Source organism: Microbacterium sp. Mcb102 (genome assembly GCF_024519805.1).
Lineage (GTDB): Bacteria > Actinomycetota > Actinomycetes > Actinomycetales > Microbacteriaceae > Microbacterium.
Window position 1 is genome coordinate 469,684 of record NZ_JALJRG010000002.1, and the last position, 15,098, is coordinate 484,781.

Here is a 15,098-nt window from a genome sequence, read left to right on the forward strand (position 1 = left end):
AGGGAATCACACTCAATCCCACCCGGGACGCCCAACCTACCTCGCGCCCGAGGACAGCAACATTCCTGGGCCTCACCGGCAGACGACTCATCTCGGGTTGACTCCGAACCTCTCTCGGGCGGCCGCACATTCACTGGTCGTTCCGTGTCATGCCTGATCGCCGGCAACGTCCACGAGCCTGGCGATGGCATCATGCGCCACAGCCGTCTGACGTACGTCTTCGAACAACCGGCCGTGGCTCGAGAGGTACCTTCCCGAGGGATGGGACTTGAACGACAAGAGCTCTAGGTTGGAGTGCAGGACCTTGCTGTCGCTGGCAAGCAGGTGAGGGGGAGCTTGTTTGAGCTTGGCTATGCGGAAGTTGGGGTACCGACGAGCTAATTGTTCCAATCGACGAACCACTTCTTGATCGCTTTCAGCCTCGTCAACGTCGAAGTATCCGATGCACACCCTGGCGCCACGTCGCAAGTTCGACTCGAGTTGCGCCGTCGTCGCATGATCCAGTACAGCGGCGCTGAGCCTGCCCGTCAGCACCGAGATGCGGCGGTCCGTTCCCGTCAAGGAGGCCCGAGCGAACGCTTGCTGCGCCATCGGACTCAGTTGCTCGAAACTCACCGCCCGCGCGCTCTCGCCGAGGATTGCCTCGGCTTCATCCCACGCCGGCACCTCATCATGCACGACCTGCATCCGGCTCATCTGGCCGGATGCCAGCTTCTCGAACTCCCGGGCATGGATTGGGCTCTCGTCGCCGTCCACAACCCAAGCGACCTCAGGAATAGGCTGCACCTCATCCGTAAAGAGCAGTAGCTTCGCGGGAAGGTAGCGGTGTTTCACCACGCTCGCACGAAGAATCGCGAGAAGTTGGAGGTGGCGATGCCCTCGCTTCTCCACGCGAACGAGATGCTCGAGGTCTTGAAGTCGAATGTGCGACGCCTCGACGTGCTCATGACGAGACGCCGGAACGATTCGCATCGCTCTCTCTCTCGCCTGCGACTTAGTGATGAGGTCCCGGTCTCGGTATTCGGTGACTCGCCACAGTGTCCGGTCGAAGCTGGCCGGCAGCTCGAGGTCAACAGGCGTAACCGCGCGCAGAGTCAACGCGGCCTGAGTGCCCTGTGCTGTGAGCCCAACCTTTCCGGTTGAGGAATGATAGCCAAGGTTCCCCACGGCCAGTTGATTGACCATCGCACTTTCAAGCTGAGATGTCTCCAGCCCCAGAAGTCCGGCAACCTGTTCGGCAGAAGTCAGCCCGGCGTGCACTCCGCGCAGAAGGAATTCCTCAAGCAGAGGAAGATCCTTGTCCTCCTGAGCAGCAACTAGAACACGTAGGACTGTGACGGGGAGTGCCACGTCTTCGATCGCGATCAGCTTTCGACCAGGCCGAGCTTCTTGAAAGCGCAAGAACAAATCATGGTCCGTCAAGTAGGTCATACTCGTCTCATCTCGCAAGTGTCTGCGTTCTCGCGGATGTAGTCAATGACCTTCCTGAGGCCGCCAGGCTTCGCCTCGCAGAACTCGGCATCCCCAACGATCGTCAGGCCGAACTTCGCGCGCGAAAGCGCAACATTGATTCGTCTCCAATACGGTTCGCTCAAGAATCCGAGCTTTCCCGCATCGTTGCTCCTCGTGACGCTGAAGACGGCCAGATCACACTCGCGTCCTTGCACCGCATCGACGGACTCGACTTCAACATGCAGGTGACTGAGCTCCGCCGCAACGCGGTCGAGGCGTCGCTTGAGTTCCTCCGTCTGGCTCCGGTAAGGCGCGATGACGATCACGTGATACCCGCCGCCCTCGGATGCGGGTATCAATCCGCTCTCGATCGCGCGCTGGATCGCACCAAGCCGGTCGATTACGGCATCAGCCTCGCAGTTGTTCACGAAGCTTCCCGCGGTTCGAGCATCGCGGGTTTCTCGGCGATTCTTGAGGCCGGAAGTGTCCAGCCACAGCACCGGTTTGCTGAGCAGGTCGTATCCTCTCAACCCCTCGACCGCCGACGAACGCAACCAGCCCTCGTAGAAGCAGGTGGAGATCATGTCTCCGATGGCGGGAACCATACGGAACTGCTCAGTTAGCCGGAACTGATTGGTGGCTGGTAGGTGCGTCGCCAGCCGTTCGAACAGGGTTTCCCTGACCTGTGCCGGCAGGAGATCAGCTTCGCGCAAGATCGCCGGCTCCCGCAACAGATCCTCATCGAGAGGCGGCAGCTGGTTGGTGTCCCCGACCAGGACTATACGAGACGCGCGCACCATCGGGACAAGAACCTCGGTGCTCGTCGACTTCGAGGCCTCGTCGATGATGCATAGATCGAACGTCAGCGACCGGGCCGAAGGATGCCCTATGAAGCCAAGGCATGTGCCGGCGACGACAGAGCTGTCTTCGAGCAGGATGGTCGCCATCCGTCGATCCGTGGAAACGCGTTGTATCCATTCGGCCTGAAGCTTCAATAAGGCGAGGAGCCGGTTCGAATCTTCGGACTGCTCCAGAATCATTTCGAGCGCGGCGTCTACATCGTCCGTGCTGACTGCTTGCCCAATTTCGATCTCGTCCCCGAGGGCTGCTCTAGCATTTTCCAGCGCCTTCTCCTCCCGGGCGACGGCGTCGTCAAACTGCCGCTTCAGCTCGTCGAGACTGGGCGTCAACTCGAGGCGGCTCGCCGTCGTATCATCGGCGAGCTGCGCCGACTTGATCTGCGAAGCGCTCTTCGATCGAGAACGATGAGCGACTCTCCACTCCTCGAGATGCATCGCTGCGCTCAGATGGGTGGGATCCATACCGCCTGCCGCAGATAGAACAGCAAACGCTCCGTCGGCATTCTTGCGAACATTTTCGGCCCATCCCTGAAGCTTGAGATCGAGTCTCAGGCTCGACGACGTTTCCGCTACCCGCTCATCGTCTTCGCGCGCCATACGGACAATCGAGCTAACGCCGAGTGCTTGGATTCGCTCGAGAGCGTTATCGATCGCCACGTGAGTTTGGCTGACAAGCAGGATCCGAGCGGAGGAATTTCGCTCGAGCTCCTGCGCGACGAGCTCGGCAATCATCCGAGTCTTCCCCGTGCCGGGAGGCCCCGTCACGAGCACGCAATCATCGGTGCCGAGCGCTGCTCTCACTGATGCCTGCTTGTCTGCATCGAGCGTGGTTGCCCACGTTACCTCTCCGATTTCGCGCGGGGGTTGAGCGGCAGCGGGTTCAGCCAAGATGTCCGCGAGCGATGGGAGCATCGCGTCACCGCTCTCGAGTCGTTGCAAAGCATCTCGCTGGCGATCGATGGCGATCTGTGTCGGTCCCAGATATGGTGTGAGCTTCCCTGCTTGAGGAATACTCCCCAGGTCGTGCCAATTCCAACGAATCGTCAGGTTGCTCGGGCTTTGCTCGACGGCCGCGCCACGAGCCCGCACTCTTCCGACCTCGTCGGTGTACTCCCACTCGCTCCCTCGGATATCCAGGTCTAATGGCTCACTCAGTGTGAAAGCACTTTCGGTGTGGCCGCGGGCCTCCGCGCGGTCGAACCTGATGGTGGGCATCATGCCCAGTCCCAGCGCTTCGCGAGCCGTGAGTGTGCGCTGCCACACCCCGAGAAGTTCACGAACCAGCGCCTCACCCCCGTTAGCTAGTCGCTCCTGTTCCGCTTCTCGATGCTCGCGAAGGCGGGCCAACAGCAAGTTTTGAGACTCACGAGCCGCCAAGACGCTAAGCGGGGATGCCAAGGACCAGTCGACGAAAGTGTCCGTGACGATCGATGCCTCTCGCTCGCGTTCGAGGGCCTCGTATTCTGTTTTCCTTGCTGAGACGACCACGAGTTCTTGGGTCGAAGAATCACGACGCACAAGAAGTTTCAGCGCTTCGCCCAAGACGAGGAAGGAGTTGAAGTCATAACTGTTCTGTTGCGGATCCCAATACGAACTGGCATGCGTTCGGCCCGCAAGATCATGCTCGACGATCGTTCGAGCGGCGGCAGCACCGCTTTCAGCCGCCACGGCTGCGATCGCTGACTTCGTCAACTTGAGGGTGACTCGCAGTCGCCTCTCTTCTGCTGGCGAATCGTCGAGGACAAGCTCGAGTTGCCGGAGGAACTCTTTGCCACTCACGGGGCGATCCGTGGGTGCTAGTGCCACCGACCGCCGAATGAGATTGTCCAAGACGTCCGGCAGGCCGAGCGCATCGAGCGCAGGCTCAAGTTCGTGAAACTCCGAAGCTCGGTTACCTTCGTCGCTGAGACCCTGGATCGCAAGGACTCCAAGCGAAAACACATCACGCACGAACGGCAACTCTGACTCCCGCTCCGGGGGCGCATAGAGGTGGCTGCGAAGCGATCCGACGGTCGCCGTTGTATCGTCCCGCATACGATGTTGCTTCGCGATTCCGAAGTCGGCCAAAAGAGCGGTGCCCTGGTCGCTCCAAAGAATGTTCCCCGGCTTGACATCCCGATGCGTGATTCCGTTGCTGTGCAGGAACGCGATAGCCCCAGCAACGGGGCGCAATACTTTCTCGCAAAAATCGCGCCAGTCCCACGACTTCGAATCGGCGAGCACATCGCCTAGATTCTGATCGACCCAGTCGAAGATTAGGAACGGGGTGGTGGTCTCCTCTTCCACGCCGTGATCGATCAACGTGATGATGTTCGGATGCGAAGCCTGGTTCGCTTTACGTAACAGACCAACCTCACGCTCCACCAACTTGCGGAGCACGCCGTCGGTACCACCCGAAACGAACTTAACCGCGACCGAACGGCCATCGCTCATGGAAATCGCTTTTCGAACAACCGCAGAGCCACCGGCGCGGGGTTTATAGTTCTCGAGCATCAGGTACCGACCGTCAAGAATCTCGGGTTGCGCCATTGCCCCGCAGTCTCCCTCTTCAGAGCCCCGCGAATGCGGATCGTTGCTCGCCTTCCACGACCGTAGCAGTCACCCCCCGCGTCGACGAGACCGAATTTCATGAAGCATCTGCCACCGATCTCAACGGGTGCCATCACACGAAATCGGCAACGGCCGAGGTAGGGTTCAGAGCGAGATGGCGAACGCGCTTGCCGCAGACAGGCTCATCTCAGTGAGGGTCGCGAGCAGATTCACAAGTTGCCTGCGCCGCATCCGACCTGCGTTCTAATTACTGCCTCGTGGCTGCTGCCCGCACTCCGAGCATGACGAAGGCCCCTCATCCCAGTGTTTCCAAGGGATTCGGGGCCTTCGTGGTGGCGGTGACGGTGGGATTTGAACCCACGGTAGGGGGTTACCCTACACAACTTTTCGAGAGTTGCACCTTCGGCCGCTCGGACACGTCACCGCGGAATAGCTTACGCGACGCGGGGCGAGCGCGCGAATCGAGCGATGCGGGTCACCAGGCGGCGGCGACCTCGGCGTGGGTGCACAGGATGCCCTCGGTCGAGCCGGCGGGTGCGCGGCCGATGCCGCACTCGGTCGCGACGCCGAACTCGGCCGCGTACGGGGATGCGGCGGCGATGCGGCGCGCGGCCCCCTCGGCGCCATCCTCCCGGTGCACGAGCCCGAGGTACAGCTCGTTCACGGGCGCGAGGTCGGCGAGCGGCGCGAAGTAGGCGGCGTCGTCGTGGGCGATCGGCACGGGCAGATGCAGCCACGTGAGCGGGCGGGCGGATGCCGCGGCCACGGCGTTCGCGTAGCGCACCAGGTTCGCGGCATCCGTCGGCTCGAAGAAGTGCTTCTCTCCCGCGTCGCCGTAGCAGAGGTGCACGCCCACCTCGACTCCTGCGGGCACGGCGTCGACCAGCGCGGCCAGGCGCTCGACGAGCCCGTCGAACGGATCGCCGGGCCACCATGCCTCCATGACCGCTCCGTAGCCGGCCGCGCGCTCGATGATGCCCATCTCGCTGGCGACGTCCCACTGCACGGCGAGGTCCTCGTGCGGGATCGCCGCGAGGATCTCGGCGAGCTCCCGGAGGATCGCGGCGGTGTACACGGGTTCGATCGCGGCCCGATCGTCGCCGTGGAAGAACGAGGAGATCACGGCCAGCGGGGTCGGCAGCGACACCTGGAATCGGATGCCGGCGGGCACAGCCCCCTCAGCGCGGAGGCGCGTGAACACGGCGTACGACTCGATCGCAGCGGCGGCGTAGCCGAGCGGCGGCAGGGCGATGCTCGCGGCATCCACTCCCTCGGCGATGCGCAGGCCGCGCGCGTCGATCCCTGCGGGGAACGGGATGGGCTCGTCGCCGATGCGCTCGATGCCGTCGGCCCGGCCGATCACGTCGGGCTGGAACATGATCCAGTGGAATCGCGTGCCGACCTCGCCGTCCGGGATGCGGCGGAGCCGATCGCCGAGAAGCTCTGCCGCCGTGCGCATCGTGGTCTCGGCGTCGTCGAAGTTCACACTGCCCACGAGGAGGGCGCCCTGCGGCTGAGTCATGCCCTCAGAATATCGGCGCGCAGGACCGGCGCCCTCGTGCTTTTGCACGGCAGGATCCCTCCGCGCGCGCGGCCGAACCGGGTTAGGATTGCCTAAGAACCCGCCGCCTGTGGGGGCAGCGATGACGGGAAGGGTACTCATCATGGGCTTCATCGCGTCCGAGGCACTGGCCGAGACGGGCTACGTCGTCCTCGACGACCACACGTCGGCCGCCGATCCGGCCGAATGGCTCGATCTGGAGTACGTCGGGTGGCGCTCCTCGGGCATCACGCGCTTCGCCCCGCTCACCAGCTACGCAGGCGACGTCGACTGCAACGGCTTCTGGAACCACACGCCGCCGCGGGCCGACAAAGACGGCGTCTGGGTCGAGTCGCAGATCGCGATCGCCCCCACGCTCCAGCGCCGGGCACAGGAGCCGGGCGCCGGCATCGGCCGCTGCCGCGTGATCGAGCTGCAGCCCAACGAGTACGCCGACGCGATCTACAACCTGCATCAGGACGACAACAACCGCCTCAACGAAGAGGGAACCGGGTGGGTGGTCCGCGGGTTCTTCAACCTCTCGGACGACACCGAGTCGATGCTGATCCTGCGCTCAGACCGCTTCGACCCGGCCACCGAGATCCGCCTGCCGCTGCGCGCGGGCTCGCGCATCATCGTCGACACCCAGCGCTTCTGGCACGCGGTCTGGCACCGCGGCACCGCCCCGCGCTACGCCCTCATCACGTCGTGGACGAGCGGACCCGAGCTCGACGCGTACATCGCCGCGAACCACGGCGACCCGCATCCGCCGACCGTCGACCTCGACCCTCAGTTCGTCGACGACGCGCAGGTCGAGCTGCACCGCCGCATCGAGGAGCGCCGCCGCGCCTTCGAGGCACAGGGCATCGTGATGGAACCGCCCGTCGACATGAGCGTCTGACCGCTCATGTCCGGCACGCTCGACGCTACCCTCGGCCTATGACCTCCGCCGCCGTGCTCACCGTGTCCGATCGCGGTGCGGCAGGCACCCGCGCCGACACGGCCGGTCCCCTCGCCGTCGCCGCGCTCCGCGAAGCGGGGTTCGACTGCGCCGACCCTGTGATCATCCCCGACGGCGCGGATGCCGTCGAGCAGGCGCTGCACGAACTCCTCGCCCGCGGTCTGCGGCTCATCGTCACCACCGGCGGCACCGGCATCGCCGCGCGCGACGAGACCCCCGAGGGCACCGCACGCGTGCTCGAGCGACAGCTTCCGGGAATCCCGGAGGAGCTGCGGCGGCAGGGTGCCGCGAGGTTCCCCGCCGCGATGCTCAGCCGCGGCCTCGCCGGCACCGCGCAGGGCGCGCTGATCGTGAACCTGCCCGGCTCCCCCGGCGGCGTCGCCGACGGCATGCCGATCATCCTGTCGGTCGCGGAGCACGTGATCGCCCAGCTCGACGGAGAGGACCACCGATGACCGTCACCCTTGCCGCGATCAGCGACACGGCCCTGTCTCTCGATGCGCACCTCGCCGCGGTGGACGACGCCCGCGCGGGCGCGGTCACGACGTTCCTCGGACGCGTCCGCGACCACGACCCGGATGCCGCCGGCGAGGTCGTCGCCCTCGAGTACTCCTCGCACCCGGATGCCGAGCGGATCCTTCGCGACCTCGCCGAACGCGCCGTCGCCGCAGGTGTCAGCGGAGAGGCGATCGTCGCCGTGAGCCACCGCATCGGCCGCCTGCCCGTCGGCTCGGCCGCTGTCGTCGTCGCGGTCGCCGCCGCACATCGCGACGAGGCGTTCGTGGTGTGCCGCGAGATCATCGAGGCCATCAAGCGCGAGCTCCCGGTCTGGAAGCGTCAGGTCGAGGCCGACGGCACCACCGCCTGGAAGGGTATCGGCGGCTGAGCCTCAGCCTCCGGCGAACGGAGGCAGCACGTCGACGGTCCCCACCCCCGCCAGCGCGAAGTCGTCGTCCACCCTGGCGCCGTCCACGAGCAGCGCACAGCGGTCGAGGATCGCTCCGAGTGCCGGATGCGCGTCCACCAGCTCGGCCCGCAGCGCGCCGAGGGTCACCGCATCCGTGGGCTCCGTCGCCCGGCCCGCCGCATCCTCCGCTGCCGCGAAGTACCGCACCGTGGCCATCAGCTCTGCTCCTGAGCCGCATGCGCGTTCGCGAGCTCGACGATCGCGGCGACCGCGGCCCGCACGTCATCGGGCGAGCCGCCCGCACGACCGGCGACCAGACCGGCGACGAAGGCGCTGAACGGCGCGGCCGGGCGCGCGACCCCGTTCGCGACATCTCTCGCGAGGTCGAGGATCAGCGCGACCGGCACATCGTCCGCCCCCAGGTCGAATCGTTCGCGCAGCTCGGCCGCCCAGGCGTCGAGCGCCTCCGGAGGAAGAGTGCGGCTGTTCTCGGTCATGGCGTCTCCTCGAATTCCTGTCGTGCGCGAGCCAGGTCGGCGGGCGAGTCGATGTCGGCGGTGGTCCCCTCCTGGTCGACGACCCACTCGATGGCGAGACCGCCGAGGAGGGCGTGGACCGAGGCGTTCCGGTCGGTCTCGATCACGTCGAGCGCGCCGCGGACCGATGCCGTGCGATACAGGCCGGCCAGCCACTGCGGCTGCCCGTCTGCAGAGAACACGACACCGTCGACGGATGCCGCTGCCCCCGCATCATCGGCGCGGTGGGAGAGCAAGCCGTGCACGACCGCATCCGGTCGCGCGAGGTCCCCGGCGAGGATCAGCACCCTCTCCGCCGGCATCCGCGCGAGTCCCGCCGCGATCCCCGCCACCGGACCGCCGAGCGGCGGCTCCTCCCTGGTCCAGACCACGTCGGCCGACTCATCGAGCACCGGACCGACCGCCACGATCGGCCCGACCCCGCCTGCGACCAGCGCTTCCACGGTGCGGGCGAACAGCGATCGCCCCTCCAGCGTGAGAAGAGGCTTCGCGATGCCGCCCATCCGGCGACCCTCGCCACCGACGAGCAGCACGGCGCCGACCCCGGCGTGCGACGACGTGGTCACTCCCCGGGCCTCCGCCAGGACCCGCTGCGCCCGCCCTCCTTGGCGACGATGCGCACGTTCTCGATCGTCACGGCGCGATCCACACCCTTGATCATGTCGACGACGGCGAGAGCGGCGACCGAGACGGCGGTGAGCGCCTCCATCTCGACCCCGGTGCGATCGGCCGTGCGCACGGTGGCGCTGATCCGGATCCCGGTGTCTTCGATGTCGAGGTCGACGACCGCGCCGTGCACGCCGATGACATGTGCGAGCGGCAGCAGTTCGGGCGTGCGCTTGGCCGCCTGGATGCCGGCGATGCGGGCCACTGCGAGCACATCGCCCTTGGGCACCGTGCCATCGCGGAGCAGGGCGACCGTCTCCGGCTCGCAGCGCACGAAGCCCGCGGCGGTCGCGGCCCGCACGGTCGGCTGCTTCTCGGTCACATCGACCATGCGCGCGTGGCCGGCCGAATCCAGGTGGGTGAAGGTCATGACAGCTCCATCACGTCGATGAGGTCGCCGACCGAGACCTGTTCGGTCTCGGCGGCGACGATGGCATAGGCGGTGGCGGCCCCGAGGCCGACCGCGAGGTGCGAGCCGGATCCCCCGCGGGTCGCCGGATGCACGAGGCCCTCCGCGTCGATCACGGCGGGCAGATACTGACGTCGCCCGGGAGGGGTTCGCCATCCGACGCCCGCGGCGAGACGTCTCCGTGGGCGATGGATATCGCGGCGGCCCTGCAGGCGCAGCAACGCCGGCCGCACCAGCACCTCGAAAGAGACGGCCACGCTCACCGGATTGCCGGGCAGGCCGAACAGCAGCATCCCCTCAGCCGTCGCCCCGAACCCCTGGGGCTTGCCCGGCTGCATCGCGACCTTCACGAACTCCATCGCGTCGCTCAGACCCTGCCGCACCGGCTCGTATGCGCCGGCACTCACGCCCCCGGAGAAGATCACGGCATCGAGCCCGAGCGTGGTCGCACGCGCCACAGCGTCGGCCGGGCCGGCACCATCGTCACCGACGATCTCCCGGAACACGACCTCGGCCCCGGCCTCGGCTACGAGCCCGGCGAGCAGCAGCCCGTTCGATTCCGGAATCTGCCCTCGGGCCAGCGGCTCCCCCGGCGGGACGAGCTCGGCGCCGGTCGAGACGATGGCCACCTGCGGCCGCGGGGCGACGGCGACCCGAGCGATGCCGACGGATGCCAGTGCGGCCAGCTGCCGGGCGCCGAGCAGCGTGCCCGGCTCGAGAACGACGGCACCGGCCGCGGCATCCGCCCCCGCCCGACGCACATGCGAGCCCTCCGCCGCCGGTGCGCGAACCACCCGGATGTCCCCCAGGGAGTCGGCGAGGCCACCCACGGTGTCTTCGAAAGGCACGACTGTGTCGGCCGCAGCCGGCACCGGAGCGCCGGTCATGATGCGGGCGGCCGTGCCCCGAGCGAGTGGTGGATCCTCCGCGCTGCCCGCCGGGACGTCCACCACGACGCGCAGCACCGCCGGATGCGCGTCGGATGCCGTGGCGACGTCGGCGAAACGCACCGCGAAGCCGTCCATCGCAGAGTTGTCGAAAACGGGGACGGGGTTCTGCGCGCGAGCAGGCTCCGTCAGCGTGAAGCCGACCGCCTCGTCCAGAGTCCGGGTGACCGCCGGACGGGTCCGCACGGCGGCGAGCACCACGGCGAGCTGCTCTTCGACCGTGCGCATGCCGCTCATCGCGCGCTCCAGGCGTCCATGCCGCCGGTCAGCACCACGGCGTCGGCCCCGGCGTCCCGCAGGGCTGCCGCAGCGCGCACTGCCCGCAGTCCGCGCTGGCACACGACGACGATCCGGCCCTCGGCGGAAAAGGCCTCGGGACGACCGAGTACTTCCGCCAGCGGAGCGTGCCGGGCTCCGGGGATCGCGCCGGTGGCGATCTCATCCGCCTCGCGCACATCGAGCACGAACGCTCCGGCGGCGACCTCGTCGTCGAGTGCGTCCGCGGCGACGTGAGGTACCGCCGGGCGCGCGGGAACCGAGGTCGCCGCGCTGGTCGTCGCCGCACCGGCCGTCTCCGCGCGCCCGCGCAGCGGAACCTCACTCATCCGTCCCCGCAGCGCGTCGATCAGCAGTACGCGACCGAACAGCGGCTCCCCGATGCCGGCGATGAGCTTGATGGCCTCCATCGCGAGCACCGAACCCACCTGGAGGCAGAGCGCCCCGAGCACTCCCACCGCCGCGCAGCTCGGCAGTTCGCCGACCCCCTCGGGCGGGTACAGGTCGCTCAGCACGACCGGCGGCACTCCCTCGGGCGGAGCCGACCAGAACACCGTCACCTGAGCCGCGAACTCCTGCACGACACCCCACACCAGCGGCACCCCGAGCCGCTCGCAGGCCGCAGCCACCAGCGTGCGGGTCTCGAACGTGTCGGACCCGTCGATCACGAGGTCGGCCTCGGACAACAGCGCCTCGGCATTGGCCGCGGTGAGTCGTTCGCGCACGGGACGAACGGTCGTCTCCGGCGCGAGATCCGCCGCGACGCGCACCGCGCTGTCGACCTTGGGCGCGTCGACGTCGGCCAGGCGGTGCAGCACCTGACGCTGCAGGTTCGAGAGCTCGACCACGTCGTCGTCGATGACCGTGAGGGTGCCGACGCCGGCTGCGGCGAGCGCGAGCACGACGGGAGATCCGAGCCCACCCGCACCGACGACGGTGACGTGGGCCGCGCGCAACCGTCGCTGTCCGATTTCGCCGAGGTCGGCGAGGACGAGGTGCCGGGCGGTCCGCTGTGCTTCCGCGGCGCTGAGTGCTGCGACGGGCTCGACGAGCGGAGGCAGCGGCATGCGCTCAGGCTACCCCGGGACGCGTGGCAGCGGGCCCTCCGAGCGCCGGAGAAATCCCCCGCCGAAGGACCGATGATGCGGCAGATCTCCGCGGATGCGGAATATGCACGGCAGATGGCCTGGATCTGCGGAACTCGCGCCTTTAGGCTCGGTCTGTGACCACCTATCGCATCGCCGAAGCCGCACGGCTGCTCGGCGTGAGCGACGACACGGTGCGGCGGTGGGTCGACCAGGACGCACTGCCGGTCACCGCCGACAGTCCCGCCCGCATCCCCGGCGAGGCCCTCGCCCAGCACGCGGTCGCCCTCGCCGCCGCGCCACCCACTCCGGGCGATGTGCTCTCCAGCGCCCGCAACCGCTTCACCGGACTCGTCACCCGCGTGCAGATCGACGGCGTCATGGCGCAGGTCGACATCCAGGCGGGTCCGCATCGATTCGTTTCCCTGCTCTCGGCCGAGGCCGTTCGCGAGCTCGATCTGCAGCCGGGGTCTCTCGCTGTCGCGGTGATCAAGGCCACCACCGTGATCGTGGAGACGCCGCGGTGAACCACCGGCTCCTCACCGGGTCGGCAGCGCTGGTCCTCGCCCTGCTGCTGGGCGGCTGCTCTGCCGTCTCCTCCGCCGATCCGTCGCCCTCCCCCGCCGAGGGAGAGCTCACCGGCGAGGTCACCGTCTTCGCCGCGGCCTCGCTGAGCCCGGTCTTCGACGAGATCGCCGCGGCCTTCACCGCGGAGCACCCGACGGTCGACGTGGCTCCGATCGTCTACGACGGGTCGAGCGTGCTCGTGACGCAGCTCGCCGAGGGCGCACACGCCGATGTCCTCGCCACCGCCGACGAACGCACGATGCAGACGCTCATCGACACCGGCCTCGCCGACGACCCGGAGCCGTTCGCGACGAACACCCTCGTGGTCGCGGTGCCCGCAGGAAACCCCGCCGGCATCACCTCTCTCGCCGACCTCGCAGACGCGACCACCGTGCTGTGTGCGCCCGAGGTGCCCTGCGGGGCGGCATCGCAGACGCTGCTCGACGCCGCCGGCGTCTCGGTCACGGCGGCGAGCCTCGAGCAGAACGTCTCCGCGGTCCTGCAGAAGATCGTCGCCGGCGAAGCGGACGCCGGTCTGGTCTACGCGACCGACGTGGTGGGCGCAGACGTCGAGAGCTTCGCTCCGGAGGGCAGCGACGAGGTCGTGAACCGCTACCCGATCGTCGCACTCGACGGAGCCACGGATGCCGGAGGAGCATTCACCGAGTTCGTGCGGGGTCCGGTCGGCCGCGGGATCCTCGCCGACCACGGCTTCGGTACGCCGTGATCGGGGATCGGCCCGCGAGGCGGAGCATGACGAGGACGAGCACGACGACGATGCGACGGGTCGACACGGGAGCGGCGCCCCCGTTCCTCCTGGTCGCGCCCGCCGTGCTCGGCATCCTCCTGCTCGCGCTGCCGCTGGTCGCCCTGCTCACGCGCGCGTCCTGGTCGACCTTCTGGACCGACATCACCTCCACGGTGGCACTGGACGCCCTCCGCCTCTCACTCACCACCGGGCTCGCCGCGACCGCGCTGTGCATCGTGCTCGGCCTCCCGCTCGCCCTGCTGATCGCCCGCTCGGGACCGCGCACCTCCGCCCTGCTGCGGGCTCTCGTCGCGGTGCCGCTCGTGCTCCCGCCGATGGTGGGCGGGGTCGCCCTACTGTTCCTCCTCGGCCGTTCCAGTCCACTCGGGGGCGTCATCGCCGCGTGGTTCGGCACCGGCATCCCGTTCACGCCGGCGGCCGTGGTGCTCGCGCAGGCGTTCGTGGCGCTGCCGTTCCTGGTGCTCGCGGTCGAGGGGACGATCCGCAGCACGGGGAGCCGATACGAGCGCACGGCTGCCACACTCGGGGCCTCGCCGAGCACGGTGCTGTGGCGGGTCACGCTGCCCCTCGCCGCGCCCGGCATCGTGGTCGGGGTGATCCTGTGCTTCGCCCGCGCCATCGGCGAGTTCGGGGCCACAGCCTTGTTCGCCGGCAATGCCCCCGGCGTGACGCAGACCATGCCGCTCGCGATCTACACCGCCTTCAACGGGGCCGGTGCCGGCCGCGAGACGGCGGTGGCCCTGTCGATCCTGCTGCTGGGGACGGCCGTCGCCGTGTTGCTGCTCGTGCGGGCGTGGCGGCCGGGGGCCCTCCGATGACCGGCGACGTCGGCTCGCTCGACCACGGCGCCCTCGACGCTCACGTCATCGTGCGGCATGCGGGTCTCGATGCCGCGCTCCGCGTCGCCGCGGGCGAGTTCGTCGCGATCATGGGCCCGAGCGGTGCCGGCAAGACCTCTCTCCTCGAGGCGATCTCGGGGCTCGTGCGACTCGACGAGGGGCACGTCGACCTCGATGGGATCCGCCTCTCCGGACCGCGGCAGCACACGCCGCCGTCACGCCGTGCGATCGGCCTGCTCGGGCAGGACGCCCTGCTGTTCCCGCACATGACCGCGGCAGAGAACATCGCGTTCGCCGCCAGGGCCGCCGGACGCACCCGCGAGGAGTCCACCCGACGCGCGACGGAGTGGCTGGACCGCATCGGCCTCGCCGGGTATGGCACCCGCAGCCCCGACGAGCTCTCCGGCGGACAGCGCCAGCGCATCGCCCTCGCGCGAGCCCTCGCCGCCTCGCCGCGGCTGCTGCTGCTCGACGAGCCGTTCACCTCGCTCGACGTCGAGGCCGCGGCCCAGTTGCGCGAGGTCGTGCGCGAACAGCGCGGAGCCACCACGACGATCCTCGTCTCGCACGGCATCCTCGACGCCCAGGCTCTCGCGGAGCGGCTGGTGATCGTGCAGGCCGGGCGCATCGTCCAGGATGCCGCCGTCGCTGAAGTGCTCGCCTCCCCGGCGACTCCCTTCGCCGCGGCCGTCGCCGATTCGGCACACTGACGCGGCCTCCCGATCCCGGGTCTG

At 68.2% G+C, this 15,098-nt stretch carries 16 protein-coding genes and 1 tRNA gene; 7 read left to right on the plus strand and 10 right to left on the minus strand.

Annotation, left to right across the window (positions count from 1 at the left end):
• Positions 1 to 147: 147 nt before the first annotated feature.
• The 4 genes from OC372_RS08590 to OC372_RS08605 all read right to left on the minus strand — a co-directional run bounded on the left by OC372_RS08590 (position 148) and on the right by OC372_RS08605 (position 6,384).
• Positions 148 to 1,431, minus strand: coding sequence for a hypothetical protein (locus OC372_RS08590; protein WP_262001530.1), 1,284 nt, complete (start codon positions 1,429 to 1,431; stop codon positions 148 to 150).
• A complete protein-coding gene (locus OC372_RS08595; RefSeq protein ID WP_262001531.1) occupies positions 1,428 to 4,841 on the minus strand; it encodes a serine/threonine-protein kinase in 3,414 nt (1,137 codons plus the stop codon). The genes OC372_RS08590 and OC372_RS08595 overlap by 4 nt, the downstream gene beginning before the upstream one ends.
• Positions 4,842 to 5,195: 354 nt before the next feature.
• Positions 5,196 to 5,286, minus strand: a tRNA-Ser gene (locus OC372_RS08600).
• Positions 5,287 to 5,337: 51 nt separating this feature from the next.
• Complete coding sequence (locus OC372_RS08605) at positions 5,338 to 6,384, minus strand: hypothetical protein (RefSeq protein ID WP_262001532.1); 1,047 nt, start codon at positions 6,382 to 6,384, stop codon at positions 5,338 to 5,340.
• Between the two features lie 142 nt (positions 6,385 to 6,526).
• Between OC372_RS08605 and OC372_RS08610 the strand changes: the two genes are divergently transcribed.
• The 3 genes from OC372_RS08610 to OC372_RS08620 are packed head-to-tail and all read left to right on the plus strand — an operon-like array spanning position 6,527 to position 8,249.
• Positions 6,527 to 7,303: a hypothetical protein gene (locus OC372_RS08610; protein WP_315985393.1), complete on the plus strand. Its 777-nt coding sequence runs from the start codon at positions 6,527 to 6,529 to the stop codon at positions 7,301 to 7,303.
• 38 nt (positions 7,304 to 7,341) lie between these two features.
• On the plus strand, positions 7,342 to 7,818 hold the full coding sequence (locus tag OC372_RS08615) for a molybdenum cofactor biosynthesis protein B (protein ID WP_262001534.1): 477 nt from the start codon (positions 7,342 to 7,344) through the stop codon (positions 7,816 to 7,818).
• Positions 7,815 to 8,249 carry a molybdenum cofactor biosynthesis protein MoaE gene (locus tag OC372_RS08620; RefSeq protein ID WP_029262418.1) on the plus strand — a complete coding sequence of 145 codons (435 nt, stop codon included), beginning with the start codon at positions 7,815 to 7,817 and terminating at the stop codon, positions 8,247 to 8,249. The genes OC372_RS08615 and OC372_RS08620 overlap by 4 nt, the downstream gene beginning before the upstream one ends.
• A 3-nt stretch (positions 8,250 to 8,252) precedes the next feature.
• Here the strand turns inward: OC372_RS08620 and OC372_RS08625 are convergent, their stop codons facing one another.
• From OC372_RS08625 to OC372_RS08650, 6 genes are read right to left on the minus strand one after another with little or no spacing between them, the layout of a single operon-like run.
• On the minus strand, positions 8,253 to 8,486 hold the full coding sequence (locus tag OC372_RS08625) for a MoaD/ThiS family protein (RefSeq protein WP_262001535.1): 234 nt from the start codon (positions 8,484 to 8,486) through the stop codon (positions 8,253 to 8,255).
• Complete coding sequence (locus OC372_RS08630; protein ID WP_105711917.1) at positions 8,486 to 8,767, minus strand: DUF6457 domain-containing protein; 282 nt, start codon at positions 8,765 to 8,767, stop codon at positions 8,486 to 8,488. Before OC372_RS08630 ends, OC372_RS08625 begins: the two co-directional genes overlap by 1 nt.
• Entirely contained in the window at positions 8,764 to 9,372 is a 609-nt protein-coding gene (locus OC372_RS08635) for a molybdenum cofactor guanylyltransferase (RefSeq protein ID WP_262001536.1), read from the minus strand. Before OC372_RS08635 ends, OC372_RS08630 begins: the two co-directional genes overlap by 4 nt.
• Complete coding sequence (moaC, locus tag OC372_RS08640) at positions 9,369 to 9,842, minus strand: cyclic pyranopterin monophosphate synthase MoaC (protein ID WP_167634669.1); 474 nt, start codon at positions 9,840 to 9,842, stop codon at positions 9,369 to 9,371. Before moaC ends, OC372_RS08635 begins: the two co-directional genes overlap by 4 nt.
• Positions 9,839 to 11,065 (minus strand): gephyrin-like molybdotransferase Glp, encoded by a 1,227-nt coding sequence (gene glp, locus OC372_RS08645; protein ID WP_262001537.1) that lies wholly within the window; start codon positions 11,063 to 11,065, stop codon positions 9,839 to 9,841. Before glp ends, moaC begins: the two co-directional genes overlap by 4 nt.
• Positions 11,062 to 12,171 carry a HesA/MoeB/ThiF family protein gene (locus OC372_RS08650; protein ID WP_262001538.1) on the minus strand — a complete coding sequence of 370 codons (1,110 nt, stop codon included), beginning with the start codon at positions 12,169 to 12,171 and terminating at the stop codon, positions 11,062 to 11,064. The genes glp and OC372_RS08650 overlap by 4 nt, the downstream gene beginning before the upstream one ends.
• 155 nt (positions 12,172 to 12,326) lie before the next feature.
• Between OC372_RS08650 and OC372_RS08655 the strand changes: the two genes are divergently transcribed.
• From OC372_RS08655 to OC372_RS08670, 4 genes are read left to right on the plus strand one after another with little or no spacing between them, the layout of a single operon-like run.
• Positions 12,327 to 12,716: a molybdopterin-binding protein gene (locus OC372_RS08655; protein WP_262001539.1), complete on the plus strand. Its 390-nt coding sequence runs from the start codon at positions 12,327 to 12,329 to the stop codon at positions 12,714 to 12,716.
• Entirely contained in the window at positions 12,713 to 13,483 is a 771-nt protein-coding gene (gene modA / locus OC372_RS08660; protein WP_219860807.1) for a molybdate ABC transporter substrate-binding protein, read from the plus strand. Before OC372_RS08655 ends, modA begins: the two co-directional genes overlap by 4 nt.
• Positions 13,484 to 13,509: 26 nt before the next feature.
• Positions 13,510 to 14,343 carry an ABC transporter permease gene (locus OC372_RS08665; RefSeq protein ID WP_410054858.1) on the plus strand — a complete coding sequence of 278 codons (834 nt, stop codon included), beginning with the start codon at positions 13,510 to 13,512 and terminating at the stop codon, positions 14,341 to 14,343.
• Positions 14,340 to 15,074 (plus strand): sulfate/molybdate ABC transporter ATP-binding protein, encoded by a 735-nt coding sequence (locus OC372_RS08670; protein WP_262001540.1) that lies wholly within the window; start codon positions 14,340 to 14,342, stop codon positions 15,072 to 15,074. The genes OC372_RS08665 and OC372_RS08670 overlap by 4 nt, the downstream gene beginning before the upstream one ends.
• The last annotated feature ends 24 nt before the right edge of the window (positions 15,075 to 15,098 follow it).